General features: G+C 66.9%; 12 protein-coding genes. 3 read left to right on the top strand and 9 right to left on the bottom strand.

The window, feature by feature from the left end; translation table 11 throughout:
* Position 1 precedes the first annotated feature (1 nt).
* From ACKTTN_RS02425 to ACKTTN_RS02395, 7 genes are all read right to left on the bottom strand, one after another.
* Complete coding sequence (locus ACKTTN_RS02425; RefSeq protein ID WP_407908279.1) at positions 2-130, bottom strand: hypothetical protein; 129 nt, start codon at positions 128-130, stop codon at positions 2-4.
* Between the two features lie 97 nt (positions 131-227).
* The gene (locus tag ACKTTN_RS02420) at positions 228-1679 is read right to left on the bottom strand and encodes a solute:sodium symporter family transporter (RefSeq protein ID WP_407908278.1); all 1452 of its coding nucleotides are present in this window, start codon (positions 1677-1679) and stop codon (positions 228-230) included.
* Positions 1680-1778: 99 nt separating this feature from the next.
* Complete coding sequence (locus ACKTTN_RS02415; protein ID WP_407908277.1) at positions 1779-4559, bottom strand: TonB-dependent receptor; 2781 nt, start codon at positions 4557-4559, stop codon at positions 1779-1781.
* A 281-nt stretch (positions 4560-4840) separates the two neighbouring features.
* Positions 4841-5818 carry an alpha/beta hydrolase gene (locus ACKTTN_RS02410; RefSeq protein WP_407908276.1) on the bottom strand — a complete coding sequence of 326 codons (978 nt, stop codon included), beginning with the start codon at positions 5816-5818 and terminating at the stop codon, positions 4841-4843.
* Entirely contained in the window at positions 5815-7851 is a 2037-nt protein-coding gene (locus tag ACKTTN_RS02405; protein ID WP_407908275.1) for a glycoside hydrolase family 97 protein, read from the bottom strand. Before ACKTTN_RS02405 ends, ACKTTN_RS02410 begins: the two co-directional genes overlap by 4 nt.
* Before the next feature lie 4 nt (positions 7852-7855).
* The gene (locus ACKTTN_RS02400; protein ID WP_407908274.1) at positions 7856-10552 is read right to left on the bottom strand and encodes an alpha-1,6-glucosidase domain-containing protein; all 2697 of its coding nucleotides are present in this window, start codon (positions 10550-10552) and stop codon (positions 7856-7858) included.
* A gap of 106 nt (positions 10553-10658) precedes the next feature.
* Positions 10659-12272, bottom strand: coding sequence for an alpha-glucosidase family protein (locus tag ACKTTN_RS02395; RefSeq protein WP_407908273.1), 1614 nt, complete (start codon positions 12270-12272; stop codon positions 10659-10661).
* 304 nt (positions 12273-12576) lie between these two features.
* Between ACKTTN_RS02395 and ACKTTN_RS02390 the strand changes: the two genes are divergently transcribed.
* Positions 12577-14082, top strand: coding sequence for an MFS transporter (locus ACKTTN_RS02390; protein ID WP_407908272.1), 1506 nt, complete (start codon positions 12577-12579; stop codon positions 14080-14082).
* Positions 14079-15767 (top strand): alpha-amylase family glycosyl hydrolase, encoded by a 1689-nt coding sequence (locus ACKTTN_RS02385; protein ID WP_407908271.1) that lies wholly within the window; start codon positions 14079-14081, stop codon positions 15765-15767. Before ACKTTN_RS02390 ends, ACKTTN_RS02385 begins: the two co-directional genes overlap by 4 nt.
* A gap of 12 nt (positions 15768-15779) precedes the next feature.
* On the opposite strand, the gene ACKTTN_RS02380 is transcribed toward ACKTTN_RS02385, so the two are convergent.
* Positions 15780-16814: a LacI family DNA-binding transcriptional regulator gene (locus ACKTTN_RS02380; protein WP_407908270.1), complete on the bottom strand. Its 1035-nt coding sequence runs from the start codon at positions 16812-16814 to the stop codon at positions 15780-15782.
* 235 nt (positions 16815-17049) lie between these two features.
* On the opposite strand from ACKTTN_RS02380, the gene rpoH reads away from it, so the two are divergent.
* Positions 17050-17934, top strand: a complete 885-nt coding sequence (gene rpoH, locus ACKTTN_RS02375; RefSeq protein WP_407908269.1) for an RNA polymerase sigma factor RpoH — start codon at positions 17050-17052, stop codon at positions 17932-17934.
* A 72-nt stretch (positions 17935-18006) separates the two neighbouring features.
* Here rpoH and ACKTTN_RS02370 read toward each other — a convergent pair whose 3' ends face one another.
* Positions 18007-19140 carry an XVIPCD domain-containing protein gene (locus ACKTTN_RS02370; RefSeq protein ID WP_407908268.1) on the bottom strand — a complete coding sequence of 378 codons (1134 nt, stop codon included), beginning with the start codon at positions 19138-19140 and terminating at the stop codon, positions 18007-18009.
* Between the last annotated feature and the right edge of the window lie 124 nt (positions 19141-19264).

Below are 19264 nucleotides of genomic sequence, written 5' to 3'. Positions count from 1 at the left end.
TCTAGCGATGGCGCTGGTCGCGACGTCGGCCGAGCCGCACCGCGTACGCGATCGCGCAGGCGACCACCGCGAACGCGGTGAGCGTGACCAGGATCAGCGGGCTGTCGCCGAGCATGAAGTCGAGGATCATGCGCGGAGCTTACGCCCGCCGGCCTCGACCGGGCGCTGAACGCCGTCCGCAAAAACGAACGGGCCGCCCGGAGGCGGCCCGTCGTCGCATCAACCGTTCAGGCCGCGTCGGGCACCGCCTGCCGGCGCGCCGTGCCCATCACGCGACTGCCGACCAGCGCGAACGCAATGGTCGACAACAGGGTCACGAACATCAGGTGCAGGTAATGCGGCGGCGGGGACAGCAGGCCGCGGGCCGTCAACGCCGGCCAGCCGAAGGTGAAGAACGCATACAGCGCGGTGCCGAACACCAGCGACCAGCGCACCGCCTTCGCGTTCACGCCGTTGAAGAAGATCGCGACGATGAACGCGGCGAGCACTGGCATCGAATACAGGCCGTTGAGCTGCTGCAGCGTGCCGATGATGCTCTTGGAATGCGTGTACAGCGGCACGATCGCCAGCGAGACAACGGTGAACAGGATCGTCACCACGCGGCCGAGCTTCTTCGCGTCGGCATTCGGATTGATCTTCGCGAGGTGCACGTCGACCGTGTACAGCGCGGCCGCCGAGTTGAGCGCCGCGCTGTAGCTCGACAGCACCGCGCCGGTGATCGCCGCGGCGAAGGCGCCCGACAACCACGACGGCAGCACCGCACCCACCAGTCGACCGTAGGCGTCGTCGTCCACGTCGCCGAACAGCTTGAACGCGATGATGCCGGGCAGCACCACGATCAGCGGCGTGAGCAACTTGAAGAACGCCGCGGCGTAGATGCCCTTCTGCGCTTCACGCACCGTGGGCGCAGCGAGCGCGCGCTGCGCGATCACCATGTTCGTGCCCCAGTAGAACAGGTGCGCGAACAGCATGCCGGTGAACAGCGTCTGCCACGGGATGTCCGAATCGGCCGAGCCGACCAGGGTGAGGCGGGTGACCGGGACATCCGACAGATCCCAGTGGATCGCATTGAGCGCGAACACGGTGACGAGGATGCCCATTACCAGCAGCACGACGCCCATGTAGGTGTCGGAGATCGCGATCGCGCGCAGGCCGCCGAACGCCGCATAGGCGAGGCCGCCGATCGCGAACAGGACGGCGATGACGGTGATCGGCAGGTCGGGGTGGAACATCGACGCCATGAACTTCGAGCCGGTGTACAGCACCATCGGCAGCAGGATGAAGAGATAACCGAGCAGGAACATCACCGATACCGCGCGACGCAGGCCGGGATCGCCGAGTCGACGTTCCAGAAGCTCAGTGGTGGTCGTGCACTTGTAGCGGTAGTACATCGGCACCAGCACGTGCGCGAGCACGAGAAGGCCGGCGGCGGCGCCGAATTCCCACCACGCCATCAGCATGGTCTGCGCGCCGTTCATGCCGACGATCTGTTCGGCGGAGATGTTGGTGAGCAGCAGCGAGCCGGCGATGAACGGCCACGTCAGCGAACCGCCGGCGAGGAAGTAGTCGCGCCCGCGATCGGTGGCGTGGCGTTCGCGGCGGCAGCGCCACCATGTCGCGAGGGCCACGAGCGCGGTCAACGCCAGGAAGACCACGACCTGCACGGCATTGGAGGACATCGGCAACTCCATCGGCTATCGAAGGTGTACCAAAAAAAAAGAAAGCCCCTGCCGACGGAGAGAACCGGCAGGGGCCCGGGGGTTACGCGATGTGCGGAATCAGAACTTGTAGCTCACGCCGACCAGGTAGGTGCGGCCCCATTCGATGTTCTCGAGCGGGCGGTCCTTCGTGCCTGCGTACGTGCGATAGGACTCGTTCGTCAGGTTGTTGGCCTGCAGCAGCAGGGTCATGCCCTTGAGCGAGCTCTCATCGCCGAACGTGTAGCTGACCTGCGCATCGGTGATGTTCTCGCCGACCACGTAGCGCAGCGTGCGGTTGCCGTTGAAGTTGCCGATCTCGCCGATGAAGTCGGAACGACGACGCTGGTTGATACGCGCCTCGAAGCCGCTCTTCTCGTAGTACGCGGTGAAGTTGTAGACGCGCTTGGACAGGCCCGGCAGGGCGATCGGCGCACTGCCGACGCTGCTGACGTTCGAGTCGTCCGGCGGGATCGTGATGTTGCTGTCGTTGAACGTCGCGCTGGCGACGATGCCGAAACCGTCGAGCACCGGGGTGAACAGATTGAGCGGCAGCGACGCGGTGAGCTCGAGGCCCTGCATCTTGCCGCCCTTGCCGTTGAACGGCGCGGTGAACGTACCCGTCGACTGCGGCGTGGTGCCGCCCGGCGGGACGACGTAACCCTGCAGCAGGTCGGAGAAGTCGTAGCCGTCGACCTTCTGCGAATAGATGTACGTCGTCAGGTCCTTGTAGAAGTACGCCGCCGCCACGTAGGCCTTGGTGCCGAAGTACTTCTCGTAGGAGATGTCGAACGCGTTCGCCTTCCACGGATCGAGCTCGGGGTTGCCGCCGCTTGCGCCCGGCACGGCCGGAACCTTGGACTGGTCGACGCCGAAGTCACGCGACGCACGCAGCTCGTCGATACGCGGACGCGCAACCTGCTTGGCGAGCGCGACGCGCACCGTCTGGTCGTCCGGCAGCGAGAACGCGAGGTTCAGGCTCGGCAGCACGTCGGTGTACGTCTTGCCGCGCGTATACGGCACGATCTGCTGGCCCGCGGGGCGGCTGCCGTCGAACACGTTACCGGTCGACGACTGATCCACATGCTGCACCTGCACGCCGACATTGCCGCGCACGGGCACGTTGCCCCACTGCGTATCGATGTTGGCCTTCGCGAACGTGGTGGTGATCTTCTCGTCCACCGTCCACGCCTTGGCGACGAGATAGCCCGCTGCCGTTTCGCTCGGGTCGAACGTCATGAAGCGGCTGACCACGCCCGGCACGTTCCACGACGGGATCAGGCCGACGCCGGCGAAGCCGAGGTCGACGAGCCCGTACTGCAGGTCGGCCGGGATCGTGACCGGGCCCTGCGGGCCGAGGTTGATGTTGGCCTCGGGCTGGTGCTTTTCCTTCTCGCGGTCGGCGTAGTTGATGCCGACGTCGAAGTCCTTGATCCACGCCCACGACTGCGGACCGGGGATATTGGCGGTAAGGCGATAGCTCTTGAGCTCGTCGACGACGCGCGGCACCTTGCCGTAGCCCGAGCCGTAGATCGTGTTCGTAACGAAGAGCTTGGTCGGGTCGCTGTAGTCGCGGGTCGGATCGAGCTGCGAGAAGTCGTCGCTGTGGTACTGCAGGTTCAGCGTGTCGAGCGCCGGGCTCGCCAGCTGCGTGTTGTTCTCCAGGCTCAGCTCGTTGCGCTTGGCGCGCGACCAGCTGACGTCGGCGTCGAGCTTCACCGCGCCGATGTTGAAGCGGTTGTTCCAGCCGAACGCGTCGATCTTGTCCTTGCGGTCGTTGTACATGCCGCGCACGAGCGGATACAGGTTCGCGACGGTGCCGCCGGTGAACGTGTGGTTGTCGTTGATCTGCGCGCCGGTGACCGCGATCGTGGCCGGATAGTTACCCAGGTTCACCTCGAACTGGTTCGCGGTGTCTTCCTGGTGGGCCTCGGTGTGGAACACGTCGAGCACGCTCGTCCACGACTCGTTCGGGCGGAACTCGAGCGTGCCCATCAGCGCGTCGCGCTTCTGGTAACCGGTACGGCGCAGCGCCTTGATGCCTTCGGAGAAGTACGTGCAGTCGGTGGCGGTCGGGCTCGGGCAATTGGCGCCCGAAGGCACGCCGGGACGCCACGTCGGGCCGATCTGCTCCCACGGCTCGTACAGGCCGACCTGGTTCTCCTGGATCGGCGTGTCCGAATGCGAGTAGCCGAGCGCGATGCCCCACGTACGGTTCGCGAACTGGTCGATGTAGGTCGCGTTGAATCGATTGCCGAACGCGTCCTGGTTCGCGGCGGCGCCCAGCGAGTTGTGCTGGCCGCGCGCGCTGACCGCAATGACGCGGTCCTGGAAGTTGAGCGGGCGCACCGTCTGCATGTCGATGGTGCCCGACAGGCCCTGGCCGACCAGGCCCGCGTCCGGCGTCTTGTACACGGTCACGCCGCTGAGCAGTTCGGACGGGTACTGGTCGAACTCGACGCTGCGGTTGTCGCCGGTGCTGACCATCTCGCGACCGTTGAGCAGCGTGGTCGAGAAGTCCGGGGAGAGGCCGCGCACGCTGATCACCTGCGCACGACCGGCGACGCGCTGCGCCGCCAGGCCCGGCAAGCGCGCGATCGACTCCGCGATGCTCACGTCGGGCAGCTTGCCGATGTCTTCGGCCGACACGGCTTCGACGATCGACGTGGAGTTCTTCTTGACGTCGATCGAGCGCTCGATGCCGCGACGGATGCCGCGCACCACCACGCTGTCGAGTTGCTTGGCGTCGTCCTTGGCGGCCGGGTCGGCCGGCGTGGCGGTCTGCGCCTGCGCGGCCGAAGCCAGCATCATCGCCGACGTGGCGAGCGCGACACTGAGCAGGTTGCGTTTCAGCTTCAACATCCCCTGGTACTCCCCGAACTATGAGGTTCTAAAATCGGATGGCTGCGATCGACGTCGCATGGCCGGGCTGCTGCGGCGACCGACTACCGAGCTGCGGCGATGGTAGAGGCCGGCCTGCCCGCACAAATTTCCCTGCAAACGTATTCATGGCAGCACCGTGACAGCGCACGGCGCCGCGAACGGACACGCGCGACCAACAGGTGTCGGAGTGGGCGAGATGAACAGGCACGGTGACCATCGTCAGCCGCGGGATCGACCTGCGCGCTGAAGCGACACGCCCGTCAGGGCGCGTGCGCTGGATACGCCCAACGCAGGAACACCGGCAACATCCGCGCCCAGCTCGCCTGCTGGTGGTGGCCGCCATCGAGCACGTACAGCGCAACGTCGCTGTCGTCGGTGCGATGCGCGGCGTCGTCATTGATTCTGTAACCCGCCTGCCTCAGCCCGTTGACCCCGCCCGCATCGACGTTCCAGCCGTCGACGAGATCGCGCACGTCGTCGACCGCGTCGTTGATGCCGTCGCCGTCGCGGTCGCTGGTTTCCTCGTCGGTGCCGATCGCCACGAAGAAGCGTGCGCCGGTGCGCGGTGGCATGGTGGCGACCATGGACTGCGCGATGCGCGTGCGCTGCAACGTGGTCGCGTCGGTGCGATCGGTCGCCAGCCAGAACGACGGCGAGAACGCGCCGACCCGCGCGAACACCTCGGGATACTGCCAGCCGACGTTGAACGCGTGTGCGCCGCCCAGCGACCAGCCGAGGATCGCGCGCGCATCCGGCGAAGGCCGCACCGCATAGCGCGATTCCACGAACGGCACCAGCGTGTGCACCAGCCATTCCGAGTAGGCATGCGCGCGCGCGCCGACATCGCCGTACTTGGTCGGCGCGACGATGGCCCTGCCCGCCGCGCGATCGGAAAAGCCGTAGGCGCCCATGCGGTCGGGCGGCATGTCGATGGCGATGACTACCGGTGCGCTGATCGCACCGGACGCGGCGAGCGACGTCACGGTGTCGACGAGGTGTACGGGGTCGGCATCCTGGCCGTCGTCGATGTACAGCGCGTTACAGCCCGGCAGGGTGCCGATACGACACGTCGCCGGCACCAGCACGCGCACGTGCAGCGGTGTCGGTGACACGCCGGGCGCCATGATGCGGTAGTCGTCCGCGCGCGGCTGCTGCTGTGGCGACGCCGCCAGCGCCGGCAGCGCGAGCGCGAGCAGCGCGGCAAGCGCCGACACACGAAGGGCCGTCGCCGACTTCATTTGACCGCCTTCAACCGGATCGCCTCGCCACCGCCGGCGGCGAGCTTGAGCGTCAGCACATCGCCACGCTTGACCATGCGTGTTTCCACCACGAACGCGAACGGATTGCTCTTCCAGTCGGCGCCGTCGCCGTCGCGATAGATCTGCGCTTCGTACGCGCGGCCGGAGTCGAGGAAGTCGAGCGGCAGGGTGAGCGTGCGCGCAGTCTCGTCAGTGACGGATCCCACGAACCAGTCGTTCGCCCCGCGTTGCTTGCGGGCGATGGTCACGAAGTCGCCCGGCTCGCCGTTGATCACCCTCGTGTCCTCCCAGTCGGTCGGCACGTCTTCGATGAAGCGGAACGCGTCCATGTGCTGCGCGTAATGCTCCGGCAGGTCGGCCGCCATCTGCACCGGCGAATAGATCACCACGTAGTTGGCGAGCTGCTTGGCGAGCGTGCTCTGGATCTGCTGGCCGTTGCGGCCCTTCAGGCTCAGCACGCCGGGCGTGAAGTCGAACGGCCCGCCCAGCATGCGGGTGAACACGAGGTTGGCTTCGTGTTCCGGTGGGTTCGGCGGATTGCCCCAGGCGTTGTATTCCATGCCGCGCGCACCTTCGCGTGCGATCCAGTTGGGATACGTGCGGCGCAGGCCGGTGTCCTTGATCGGTTCGTGGTCGACGATGGCGATGTGGCGCTTCGCGGCTTCCTGCACGACGCGCAGCTGATGGTTCGCACGCCACTGGCCGTCGTGCCATTCCCGCAGCACCGGGCCGCCGTCGACATCCTGGCGCTCGATCTGTCCGGCATCGCAGACGTAACCGGTCTTGACCACGTCGATGCCCAGGCGCGCGTCGAGATCGAGCGCGGCGGGCAGCTGGCGTTCGTAGTGGCTCACCGCGCAGCCGGTCTCGTGATGGCCGATCAGGTGCACGCCCTTGGCGGCCGCGTATTTCGACAGTGCTTCGATGTCGAAATCGGGCGTCGCCTTCGTGAAGTCGAAATCCCAGCCGTTGGCGAACCAGTTGCCGTCCCAGCCGGGATTCCAGCCTTCGACCAGCACGCCGCGGAAGCCATGCTGCGCGGCGAAATCGATGTAGCGCTTGGTCTCTTCCGTCGTCGCGCCATGCTTGGCGCCGGTCGCCCAGGTCTTTTCATCGAGATGCAGCGACCACCACACACCGACGTACTTCGCCGGCTTGAACCAGCTCACGTCGCCGAGCTTGTTGGGCTCGTTGAGGTTGAGGATCAGGCTGGACTCGACCAGACCGCCCGCGCGGTCGCTGATCGTGATCGTGCGCCACGGCGTGGTGAACGGCGCGGTGCGTCGCACCTTCCAGCCTTCGCTGCCCGGCGAGAGCTGTGCCTTCAGGCGCTGGCCTTCGACACGACGCAGCCACATGCTCGAATAGTCGATCAGCGCGGCTTCGTGGAACGACAGGTAGACACCGTCGTCGGTCTTCAGTGTGATCGGCGTGTGCGCCTGGCTGACTTCGCGCAGCGGCGTGCGGTTGTACAGGTATTCGTAGCGGTTCCATTCGCCGGCCGGAATCCACCACGCGGTCGCGTTGGGCACGACGTCGAACTCGGTGAGTTCCTCGGTGATGCGCACGTCCTTCATCGACGGCTGGTCGGGGAATTCGTAGCGGAAGCCGATGCCGTCGTCGAACACACGGAACGTCACGTCGATCGCGCGCTTGCCGTTGATGGTTTCGGTGAAGCGTGTGCGCAGTTCGTTGTAGTGGTTGCGCGTGAGCCGGCGCTCGCCCCAGGGCTGCTCCCAGGTCTCGTCAAAACTGCGCGTGGCCTGCGCGGTGAAGGCGAGGTTGCGCTGGATCTGTTCGGCGTTCTGGAACAGGAAGCCCAGCCGCGACGTCCCGATCAGCGGCGCGCCGTTACGGAACACGCGATAGCCGATGCGGCCGTCGTCGACGTCGAGTTCGACGTGCAGCCTGTGATCCGGTGAATCGACACTGGCCACCGTCTTGGCGACAGCGGGCGTCGCCATAAGCAGGAACAGCATCGGCGCGATCAAGCGTGCGGGCGTGGAAGTCATGGTCTTACTCGATGACGAAAACAGCGGCGGTGCGGCCGGGCACGGTGACGCGGCCACGCGGGTCGTAACGGGAGTCGCGCACGCGGGCATCGCGGCCGGCCTGCAGCACGGGATGCAGGACATAGGCCTTGTCCGCTTCCGTGGGCAGGTCGAGCGTCTGCGTGCGCGGCGAGGTGTTGACGAGGTAGAGCAGCTGGCGCGCGCCGGGCATGCCCGTGCCGTCGAGGTGGCCCACGATCACCGCGGGATTCTGCGACGGCCCGGTGTTCCCGAACGTCAATCGACGCTGCACCTCGGCGGCCGTGCGCAGGCGCAGCAGCGGTGTCGACGCGCGCACGCGCAGCCAGTCGCGGAACACGTCGCGTGTCCATGCGATGTCGGCGGGCGCTGGTTTGATCGACGCGTCACGCAACACCGGCGCGAGCAGCGGCCAGTCGCGACCGTTGTCGACTTCACGTGGCAGGCCCACGCCGAAGCCGTTGTCGGTATAGGTCCAGTCGAGTCGGTTGAACGCGTCGCCCGACTCGAAGCTGTTGCGGTCCAGCGACTTGCTGCGCAGGACGTCGATGCCGGCGTGGTAGTAGGCGACGCCCTGGCTGAGCGCGACCACGGCGATGCCGAGCGCCTGCACGCGCGCACGTTCCGCCGCGTTCGTGCCGGCCGGAAGACGCAATGCATCGATGTCGAACAGGGTCAGGTTGTCGTGGTTCTCGACGTAGTTGACGACTTCCGTCGGCTCGCTCGTATAGCCGGCCGGTTGGCCGCTGTAGTCGATGGCGGACAAAGGCGCGGTGCGACCGTCGGCGAACGTCGTCGTGTAGTCGCGCAGCGTGCCGGCGAGGCCGACACGCACGAGGCCGGCAGCGCGCAGTGCATCGGCCCGCGAAGCCGGCGCCTCGACCAGACCATTGAGCCAGCCACGGTGTTGCAGCAGGTCCGCACCGCTGTCGCAGCAGCCACCGCCGCGCAGCGCGTCGCGCGCGCGGTCGCTGAACGTCGCGATGCCGGTGTCATCCAATCGACCCTGCGCCGCCTGCACGAAGCGCGCGCCGCTCGCGACTTCGCCGAAGTTCCAGCCTTCGCCGATCAGCGGCACGTCGTGCCCCGTTGCTTCACGCAGCGCACGTTGCGCGCGCTCCATGGCGGCGCGTGGCTGGTGCCCCATCAGGTCGAAGCGGAACGAGTCGATGCCGTAGTCGCGCGCCCAGCGCACCAGCGTGTCGGCCATCAGGCGCGACATCATGCGGTGCTCGGTGGCGGTGTTCTCGCAGCAGGTCGAGTGCGCGACCGCGCCGTTCGCATCGAGCCGGTAGTAATAGCCGGGCACGATGCGATCGAGCACGGAGGTATCGGCCTGTCCTGAGGTCGTGGTGTGGTTGTAGACCACGTCCATGCCGACGCGCAGGCCCAGCGCGTGCAGCGACTGCACCATCGCGCGGAACTCGCGGATGCGCACCGCGCCGTCGGCGGCATCGGTCGCATAGCTGCCTTCGGGCGCGCCGAAATGCTGCGGGTCGTAACCCCAGTTGTAGCAGTCGGTTTTGGCGACGGCCGCGATCGCGGCCTGCGGCGCGGGGCTGTCGGGCGCGCCGCGCACGATGTCGGGCGTGACGCAGCGCCGCTCGGGAATCGTCGCGATGTCGAACACCGGCAGCAGGTGCACGTCGGTCAGGCCGGCCTCGCGCAACGCGGCGAGATGTTTCATGCCGTTGGATGCGACGTCGGTGAACGCGAGATAGCGGCCGCGGTGGTCAGCCGGCACGGTCGCGTCCGCAACCGAGAAGTCGCGCACATGCAGCTCGTACACCGTCATGTCGACGTTGCTTGCGGCGGGTGCGGGGCGCGCGTGTGTTGCCCAGCCGGCGGGTGCGAGTCGCGGGTCGGCGGCGTCGGCTGGATCTTCGACGACGCTGCGCCGGGAATCTGCAGTCAGCGTGACCGAGTACGGATCGGTGACGCGATTGCGCACGATGCCGACGCCGGGGACGACGACATCGACCAGGAAGGTGTAGGCGCGACCGCGCAGATCGCCGGGAGCGTGCACGCTCCACGTGCCGGTCGTGTCGTCGCGGTGCATCGGCACAGCCGTCGTCGCGCTATTGCCGTGCGCTGGATACACGCACAATGCGACCCCGCGCGCCGTTGGTGCCCACACGTCGAAGGTTGTCGAGTCGCGCGTAACCCGTGGACCGAGCGCCGCGCCGTCGGCGTTGAATGCCGCATCGAGCAGTCCGGGCGACTGGACGGACGTCGCGTCGACCACCGCGCCGCTCGCGTCCTCCTGCACCAGCCACCATTGCGCGGCGATGCTGCGACGTACGCCGCGTGCGGCGGCGTCGTCGAGCACGAACTGCGCGCCCGACGGTACGAAGGCGAAGGTTGCCGCGGTCGCGGCGGCGAGCGGCGTACTGGTGCCGGTCAGCGCGAGCGACACATCGGCATCGCGGAGATGTCGGTTCGCGTCGACGCGCAGCGCCGCCCTGTTCGATGCAACCAGGCGATAGCGTGCGTCGCCGGGCTTTCCTGGCCAACGCAATGTCGCCGCGTCCAGCCAGTACGCGCGTGCATCGGTGCGGGCGTCGGCGGCGGCCGTCAGCGTCGACCACGTCGCGCTCGCGTTGCAGTCGGCCGCGGACGGTGCGCGCGCGAAGGCGATGCTGCTCGCGGCCAGTAGCCCTACGCCGAGCGACAACCTGGCCATGCGGTGTAGCGGATCCGGTCGGCGAGCGCTCGCGCGCTCGATCAAGTGCGAGCCCGACGCATCGAGGACCGTAGGCACGTCGCGATCATCCGACGCGCGCAACGGTTCAACCAAGCCGCGCGAACAGCGCGCCATGCGCCGGCAGCTGCAGGCGATCGCCATCGATGCGACCGGTCGCGATGCCCGGCGCGTCCATCGACGTCGTCGCGCCAACGCCCAGCGTGCATTCGACCGCTGCGCCCGACACGTTGAACGCGAGCAGCAGGCGCTCGCCGTCGTGTTCGCGCACGAACGCGAGCACCGGCTCGGGCGTGTCGAGGAAGCGGATCGATCCTTCGACGAGCGTGTCCTGCGAACGGCGCCAGCGCAGGAACGCGCGCACGGCGTTCAACACCGACGCCGGATCTGCCTCCTGCCGGGCGACGCTGCGTGGACCGTGAGTCGGTGCAACCGGAAGCCACGGCGTGCCGTCGGTGAATCCGGCGGACGCGCCGCCGTTCCACGGCATCGGCGTGCGGCAGCCGTCGCGCCCCTTGAAGGTCGGCCAGAACGTGATGCCGTAGGGATCCTGCAGCAGCTCGTACGGCACGTCGGCTTCGGGCAGGCCGAGCTCTTCGCCCTGGTACAGGCACACGGAGCCGCGCAGCGAGCACACCAGTGCGACCAGCTGGCGCGCGAGCACGTCGTTCGCCTGCCCGTCGCCCCACCGCGTGACCGCGCGTTCGACGTCGTGGTTGGAGATCGCCCAGCATGGCCAACCGTCGACCATGCTCGCTTCGAGACGCTCGACGGTGCCGCGGATGTAGGCGGCGGTGAAATCGTTGGTGAGCAGCTCGAAGCTGTAGCCCATGTGCAGCCGGCCGGGGCGTACGTACTCCGCCATCGTCGCCAGCGAATCTTCCGACGAGATTTCGCCCAGCGCGGCGACGTCGGGATAGCGATCCATCAATGCGCGCACGTCCTCGAGGAGGGCGACGTTCTCGGGCTGCGTGTTGTTGTAGTGGTGGTACTGGAACGCGTACGGGTTGTCGGGCGAGAAACCGCGGCCGGTGCGCAGGTGTTCGGGCTTCGCCGGGTTGTCGCGCAGGCGCGCGTCGTGGAAGCAGAAGTTGATCGCGTCGAGGCGGAAGCCGTCGACGCCGCGATCGAGCCAGAACTTCACGTTGTCCAGCTGCGCACGCTGCACGGCCGGATTGTGGAAGTTGAGGTCGGGTTGTTCGGTCAGGAAGTTGTGCAGGTAGTACTGGCCGCGACGCGACTCCCACTGCCACGCCACGCCACCGAACAGCGACATCCAGTTGTTGGGCGGCGTGCCATCGGGTTTGGCGTCGGCCCACACGTACCAGTCGGCCTTCGCGTTGTCGCGGCTCTGCCGGCTCTGCTTGAACCATTCATGTTCGGCGGAGGTGTGGCTGAGCACCTGGTCGATCATCACCTTCAGCCCGAGCGAATGTGATTTCGCGAGCAGGCGGTCGAAGTCCTCGAGCGTGCCGAACATCGGATCGACTTCGCGGTAATCCGCGATGTCGTAGCCGAAATCGGCCATCGGCGACTTGAAGAAGGGCGAGATCCAGATCGCGTCGACGCCGAGGCTGGCGACGTAGTCGAGCTTCTCGACGATGCCGGGCAGGTCGCCGATGCCGTCGCCATTGGTATCGAGGAAGCTGCGCGGGTAGATCTGGTAGATCACCGCGCCTCGCCACCAGGTCTTCTTCGCCATCGAGACCTCAACAACCCGTTGCGTGAACGACCGTCCCGGTCGCTGCGCGTCGTTCCGCGCGTGCCGCGGGAGGATTCCACGCGGGCGGTGGAGGATGACGGCACGTCGGCGCGGCTCCGCGCTGAATACGTTTGCAGCGGAAATTGTGCAGGCGGAGCGCTGTCTACCATGCCGCGCACATCACGTTCGTGTGCTTCGCGTCGCGATGTCGATGTTGCAGCGCACACCGGTTTCTCGCGAACGACGCGTCACACTCGCCGCACGACACGGCGCGCGGCGTGCCTTCCTCACCTCAGGGCGGTTCATGAATCCCACTACGCAGTCCAAGCCACGACTCTCGTTCTGGCAGATCTGGAACATGTGCTTCGGCTTCCTTGGCATCCAGTTCGGTTTCGCACTGCAGAACGCCAACGTCAGCCGCATCTTCCAGACGCTCGGCGCGGACATGGACGCACTGCCGATGCTGTGGATCGCGGCACCGCTCACCGGCCTCATCGTGCAACCCATCGTCGGCCACTTCTCCGATCGCACCTGGACGAAGCTGGGCCGACGTCGCCCGTATTTCCTGGTCGGCGCATTGCTGGCGACCGTCGCGCTGCTCGCGATGCCGAACTCGCCGACGCTGTGGATCGCCGCCGGGCTGCTGTGGATGCTCGATGCGTCGATCAATATCTCGATGGAGCCGTTCCGTGCATTCGTCGGCGACCAGTTGCCGGTGAACCAGCGTGCGACCGGCTACTCGATGCAGAGCTTCTTCATCGGCGTCGGCTCGGTGGTGGCGAGCGTGCTGCCGTACGTGCTCGCGCACTTCGGTGTCGCCAACACCGCCGATGCGGGGCTGGTGCCGGATACCGTGCGCTGGTCGTTCTATGCGGGCGGCGTGGTGCTGGTCGCCGCGATCGGGTGGACCATCCTGCGAACGCCGGAATATCCGCCCGAAACGCTGCAGCAGTGGGACGAGGCTGTTCCCCTGCGACGCCGGGGCGGCAACACGTCGACCACGCGGCTGGTGGCGACGCTCGCCATGGTGCTTGGCGCATGCGGCCTCGCTGCGATTCTCGTGAACGGCTTGGACAAGTCGCTGATCATCTTCGCCGGCCTCTTCATCGTGTTCGGTGCCGCCTTCCTCCTGCGCAGCTTCATGCGCGGCCAGAATTTCTTCACCGACGTGCTCGACGACATGAGGGACATGCCGACGTCGATGGCGCAACTGGCCGTCGTGCAGTTCTTCTCGTGGTTCGCGCTGTTCGCGATGTGGATCTACACCACGCCCGCCGTCGCCGACCTGCACTTCCACAGCACCGACACCACGTCCGCCGCGTACAACGAGGGCGCGAACTGGGTCGGCGTGCTGTTCGCCGCCTACAACGGCTTCGCCGCGATCGCCGCCGTCGTCATTCCGAAGATGGTGGCGCGTTGGGGCCTGCGCACCAGCCATCTGATCAACGCGGTGCTGGGCGGCATCGGACTGGTGTCGATCATGTTCATTCGCGACCCGCACTGGCTGCTGCTGTCGATGGTCGGCGTCGGCTTCGCGTGGGCGTCGATCCTGTCGCTGCCGTATGCGCTGCTGTCGGACAGCGTGCCGGCGAAGAAGATGGGCGTGTACATGGGCATCTTCAATTTCTTCATCGTGATCCCGCAGCTGGTCGCGGCCAGCCTGCTCGGCTTCCTGTTGAAGGCGATGTTCGGCGGGCATCCGATCTATGCGCTGGTGATCGGCGGCATCTCGATGGTGGTCGCCGGGCTGTGCGTGTTGCGCGTGCGCGAACCGCAGGCGCGTGCGGCTCGGCTGGCGGTGACGCCGTGACGCGCGTGCTGGCGCTCAGCGCCGCCGTCGCGTTGGCGTTGCCGATCGCGGCGCAGGGCCGCGACGCGCGGGTCGACGCGCGGCAGTTCGTCGGCACCACCGAGCCGTTCGCGAGCGACGCGATCTACTTCGTGATGACCGACCGCTTCGTCAACGGCGATCCGTCGAACGACCATCGCGACCAGGGCGGCAAGACGCTGCACACCTTCGATCGCCCGACACCCGGCGCACCCAAAGGCCACAGCGACAACGTCGGCTACATGGGTGGCGATTTCAAAGGCGTGCTCGACAACGCCGACTACATCCGCGACATGGGTTTCGGCGCGGTGTGGATCACGCCCATCGTCGACCAGCCCGACGAAGCCTTCACCGGCGGCGATCCGGTGAAGTGGGGCGGCTTCTGGACCGATCGCGGCAAGACCGGTTACCACGGCTACTGGGGCGACAACTTCTATGTACTCGACGAGCACCTGCCGAGCGCAAACCTAGATTTCCGCGGGCTCACAACCGGTTTGAAGCAGCATGGCCTGAAGACCGTGCTCGACATCGTCTGCAACCACGGCTCGCCGGCGTTCACGATGCCGAAGGACCAGCCGAAGTACGGAAAGATCTACGGCCCGCATGGCGAGCTGCTGGCCGATCACCAGAACCTGCCGCCGTCGAAGCTCGATCCGAAGAACAACCCGCTGCACCGCTGGTACAACACCGGCGGCGGCATCGCGCAGCTGTCGGACCTCAACGAGAACGAGCCGGCGGTGCTCGACTATTTCGTCGGCGCGTACTCGCAGTGGATCGACCAGGGCGCGGACGCGTTCCGCATCGACACCATCGGCTGGATGCCGAATTCGTTCTGGCATGCGTTCACCACGCGCATCCGGGCGAAGCATCCGGGCTTCTTCATGTTCGGCGAAGCCTTCGACACCGACGCCGCGACGATCGCCGCGCATACGTTGCCGCGCAATGCCGACGTCAGCGTGCTCGACTTCCCGTTGAAGGATCGGCTGGTCGAGGTGTTCGGCCGCCAGCAGAAGGGTTACGAGCGGATCGCCGAACGCCTGTATCTCACCGATGGCCCGTACGCCAATCCGTACGAGCTGATGACGTTCTACGACAACCACGACATGGCGCGGCTCGACGCCACCGACGCCGGCTTCATCAACGCGAACAACTTCCTGTTCACAGCGCGCGGTATTCCGGTGATCTATTACGGTTCGGAGATCGGTTTCGAACGCGGCGCTGTCGAGCACACCGGCAATCGCAACTACTTCGGCCAGCAACGCATCGACGAAGCCAGGCGCAATCCGATCCACGCGGCGCTCAGTCGCATCGCGCACGTGCGCGCGCAAACGCCGGCGTTGCAACGCGGCCTGCAGCTGAACATCGAGTTCAAGGACGATCGCGCGGCGTTCTACCGGGTGGTGCAGAGCGGCGACGTCGCCCAGACGGCGCTGGTGCTGCTCAACAAGGGCGACAAGCCGGCGGACTTCCACGTCGACCGTTGGATGCAGGCGGGCACGTGGCGCGCGCGGATCGCGGGAACGAACGTGCAGGTCGCGAACGGCGGCGCGTTGTCGGCGACCGTGCCGGCACACGGCGTCGAGGTGTACGTGCTCGATGGCGCCGTGTCGAATGACGACCTGCGCACGGCACTGCAAGACGCGGAGCGTCGCAAGTCGCGCCAATAAGGCGTTACGCGTTCAGCCGAGCGTGAACGAGGATTTGCGCACCACCAGCGACGCCGGGAGCATCGCGCTCTCGGCGTGTTCGTCGCGCACGAGCTGCATCAGCGTCGCGACCAGCAGCTGGCCGGCCTTGGTCGTGTCCTGCATCACCGTCGTCAGCGGCGGCGTGGTGAAGCGCGCCATCGGGATGTCGTCGAAGCCGACGACCGAGACGTCGTGCGGAATGCGGATGCCCGCCTCGTGCAACGCGCGCATCGCGCCGATCGCGATGAGGTCGCTGGCGCCGAAGATCGCGTCGAACGGGCGCCCGCGCGCGAGCAGCTGCCGCGTCGCGATGTAGCCGGCTTCCTCGCTGGTCTCGGCATCGACCTGCAATGCGGGATCCATCTTCAGCCCGGCGGCCTCGAGCGCGGACGCGCAGCCGCGGTAGCGGTCGAGGAATTCGGGGTAGTGCGACGAGGCGTGGCCGACGAACGCGACCGTCCGACGTCCGCATGCAAGCAGGTGCTCCCCCGCTAGGCGTCCGCCGTGGACGTTGTCGCAGCCGATCGACACGCCGGGCTGGTCGGCGTCGACCGCGCCCCAGCGCACGAAGTGCGTGCCGCGCTCGACCAGCGCGGAGAGCTTGTCGCGGTAGAGCTCGTAGTCGCCGTAGCCGAGCAGGATCAGCCCGTCGGCCTTCATCGAGTCCTCGTAGTCCGAATGCCAGTCGTCCGAGAGCTGCTGGAACGAGACCAGCAGGTCCTGCCCGTGGCGGGCGCAGGCGCGGGTGATCGAGCCCAGCATCGACAGGAAGAACGGGTTGATGTGCGACTCGTCCGGCGTCGGGTCCTCGAACAGCAGCAGGGCGAGGGTGCCGGACTTCTGGGTGCGCAGGCTCGAGGCGCGGCGGTCGACCTTGTAGTTGAGCTCGCGGGCGACGGACTCGACCCGCTTTCGGGTCTCCTCGTTCACCAGTGGGCTGCCGCGGAGCACGCGGGACACGGTCGCTTGCGATACACCCGCCCGGAAGGCGATGTCGAAGGAGGTCGGCCTGGTTCGTTTGGTCATGCCGGCGGGAGTGTAGCCGCCGCCGGGCGCGGCACCGCCGCACCCTGCCATCGGTCAGGGCTGGAAAAGCGGCCGTAGCGCCCGCATGCCTGGGACTCAGTCCCATACCGCCGGTTTTACGCGACTTGAACGGGCCGATCGGCAGCATTCCGCCTTCGTCGTCCCACACATGCAACGGTCCGGAACTCCTGGACCCTTTAGCAGTCCAACAGCCCGACTGCTAACCTACGAGCCTATGACCCAGACAGCCTCCACCGCTCTCGTTCCCAACAGCCTGCCGGCCGTTTCGGCGGTCGGGCTGAGCCCGCTCGGCTCGCTCGAGGCCTACATCGGCGCGGTCAACCGCATCCCGGTCCTCACCGTGGACGACGAACAGCGCCTCGCGCGCCAGTTCCGCGACAGCGAGGATCTCGACGCCGCCCGCGAACTGGTGCATTCGCACCTGCGCTTCGTCGTGCATGTCGCGCGTGGCTACAACGGCTACGGCCTCGGCATCGGTGACCTCATCCAGGAAGGCAACATCGGCCTGATGAAGGCGGTGAAGCGCTTCGACCCGGACCAGGGCGTGCGCCTCGTCAGCTTCGCGGTGCACTGGATCCGTGCGGAGATGCACGAGTTCATCCTGAAGAACTGGCGCATCGTCAAGGTCGCCACGACCAAGGCGCAGCGCAAGCTGTTCTTCAACCTGCGCAAGAGCAAGACGCGCCTGGGCTGGATGAATGCCGAGGAAGTCCGCGCCGTCGCCGCCGACCTCAATGTCTCCGAGCGCGAAGTGCTTGAGATGGAGTCGCGCCTGTCCGGCCGCGACATCGGCTTCGACGCGCCGGACGATGGCGACGAGGACGGTCCGCCCTCGCCGGTGGCGTACCTGCGTGCGCAGGGCGAGGATCCGTCGCAGCTCTACGAGCGCCAGGACGAGGAAACGAGCCAGCTCGACGTGCTGCGCGACGGCCTGTCGGAACTCGACGCACGTTCGCGCGACATCATCCGTCGCCGGTGGCTGGACGAGGACAAGGTGACGCTGCAGGAACTCGCCGACGAATACGGCGTGTCCGCCGAACGCATCCGCCAGATCGAGGCGAACGCGCTCAAGAAGATGCGGGCGTTGTTCGCGGCGTAACTGTTGCGTACATCTGCGACGCAAAACGGCCCGGGAAACCGGGCCGTTTGCATTTCCGTGCTCGCGCCCTGCTCAGTGCGCCGGCGACGGCGCGGCACGCGTCGGCGTCTGGGTGAACTGCGGATCCTGCCGCTGCGCCTGCACGTTCACCGCGACCTCGTGCAGCTGGCGGCTGCTTTCGGCGACCGATTGCGTGGATGCCTGGCGCGTGCTGATTGCGCCGGTCGAGTGATTGAGCCCGGGCTCGTCGCGCATCGCGCCGATCTGCACGGCGCGCACAAGGGTGCCAGCAGAATTGAACTCGACGCGGTCGACGCGCGTGATGCCGTCGCGCACGAGTTCTGTCGTCAGCGCGGCGGCCATGCGTTCGCTGTGCGGACCGGATGCGACACCGCGCGCGTGTTCGGCTTCGCGCACCTTTTCGAGCGTGCGTTCATAGAGCGCGTGGTGAGGATTGGTTCGCGAGGTCACGAGCGACGCTTCCGCGGCGTGTAGCGCCGTTTGTGTCTTCGGGCCGAAGCTGCCATGGGCGTCGAGATGGTGATCGCGCTGGAAGGCTTGCAGCGCTTCGCGGGTGTGTTGCCCAAAATGGCCGTCGGCCGCGATGTGGTGGCCGTGCGCGTCCTTGTAGCCGAGGCGGTCGAGCGCGCGTTGTAGTGTCGCGACCTCAGGACCGCTCTCGCCGGACGTAAGCGCGCCGTCGGTCATCGCTGCCGGCCTTTCGGATCGATGCGTGCTTGGCGCGTGAGCCGCCAGCGTGTTCGGGGCAGCTTGGTCGTGCGTCGGCGACGATCCCGTTGCAGCTGTCCACGCATCGGCCGGCGTGAGCCCCCTTTCGATGGCCGCACGATAGTCGTTGCGCATGGACGTAAGCGCCGCGCCCGATTGCTCAAGCGTGATGCTCGCGTGGTTCGGGGGGGGATAGTGGCTTTGGCCGCCTTTGGCGGGATCGCCAAAACTTGCCCATTCGCAGGCCATGGCGTGCTGCGCGTCGGTCAGGGTCGCCCCCGGCTTGCCTGCGATGTAGTCGTGAACCGCGGGGCGTCGCTGCCCGATCAAGTAGTCGAACAGGATCCTGTCTTGGAGGTGCGGCGTGAAGCGCGCATCTGGATTCAGATGCATTGCAACGGCGGCATCCGCGAGGGTGGCGGGAATCATTTGATACTTGCCAACCGCGAATAGGCGGTCTGGATGCGAGCCGGGCAAGTGCTGCAGTGCCTAGACCTGCCCAAGTGTCATAGTGCTCAGATCGATCGGACGATCGGGCCCGCGAACGTGGTGGTGGCCGTCGGAGTCCGTATACGTGCCGCGGTTGTACGCGTTGTATCCG

Origin of the sequence: Lysobacter claricitrinus, assembly GCF_045866565.1 — a bacterium.
GTDB classification, from domain to species: Bacteria; Pseudomonadota; Gammaproteobacteria; order Xanthomonadales; family Xanthomonadaceae; genus Cognatilysobacter; species Cognatilysobacter claricitrinus.
This window is presented reverse-complemented; position numbering and strand designations above follow the sequence as displayed.

Excerpts from the sequence above, each read along its gene's own strand:
- ACKTTN_RS02425 (WP_407908279.1), bottom strand. The coding sequence starts at position 130 with ATGATCCTCGACTTCATGCTCGGCGACAGCCCGCTGATCCTGGTCACG.
- ACKTTN_RS02420 (WP_407908278.1), bottom strand. The coding sequence starts at position 1,679 with ATGTCCTCCAATGCCGTGCAGGTCGTGGTCTTCCTGGCGTTGACCGCG.
- ACKTTN_RS02415 (WP_407908277.1), bottom strand. The coding sequence starts at position 4,559 with ATGTTGAAGCTGAAACGCAACCTGCTCAGTGTCGCGCTCGCCACGTCG.
- ACKTTN_RS02410 (WP_407908276.1), bottom strand. The coding sequence starts at position 5,818 with ATGAAGTCGGCGACGGCCCTTCGTGTGTCGGCGCTTGCCGCGCTGCTC.
- ACKTTN_RS02405 (WP_407908275.1), bottom strand. The coding sequence starts at position 7,851 with ATGACTTCCACGCCCGCACGCTTGATCGCGCCGATGCTGTTCCTGCTT.
- ACKTTN_RS02400 (WP_407908274.1), bottom strand. The coding sequence starts at position 10,552 with ATGGCCAGGTTGTCGCTCGGCGTAGGGCTACTGGCCGCGAGCAGCATC.
- ACKTTN_RS02395 (WP_407908273.1), bottom strand. The coding sequence starts at position 12,272 with ATGGCGAAGAAGACCTGGTGGCGAGGCGCGGTGATCTACCAGATCTAC.
- ACKTTN_RS02390 (WP_407908272.1), top strand. The coding sequence starts at position 12,577 with ATGAATCCCACTACGCAGTCCAAGCCACGACTCTCGTTCTGGCAGATC.
- ACKTTN_RS02380 (WP_407908270.1), bottom strand. The coding sequence starts at position 16,814 with ATGACCAAACGAACCAGGCCGACCTCCTTCGACATCGCCTTCCGGGCG.
- rpoH (WP_407908269.1), top strand. The coding sequence starts at position 17,050 with ATGACCCAGACAGCCTCCACCGCTCTCGTTCCCAACAGCCTGCCGGCC.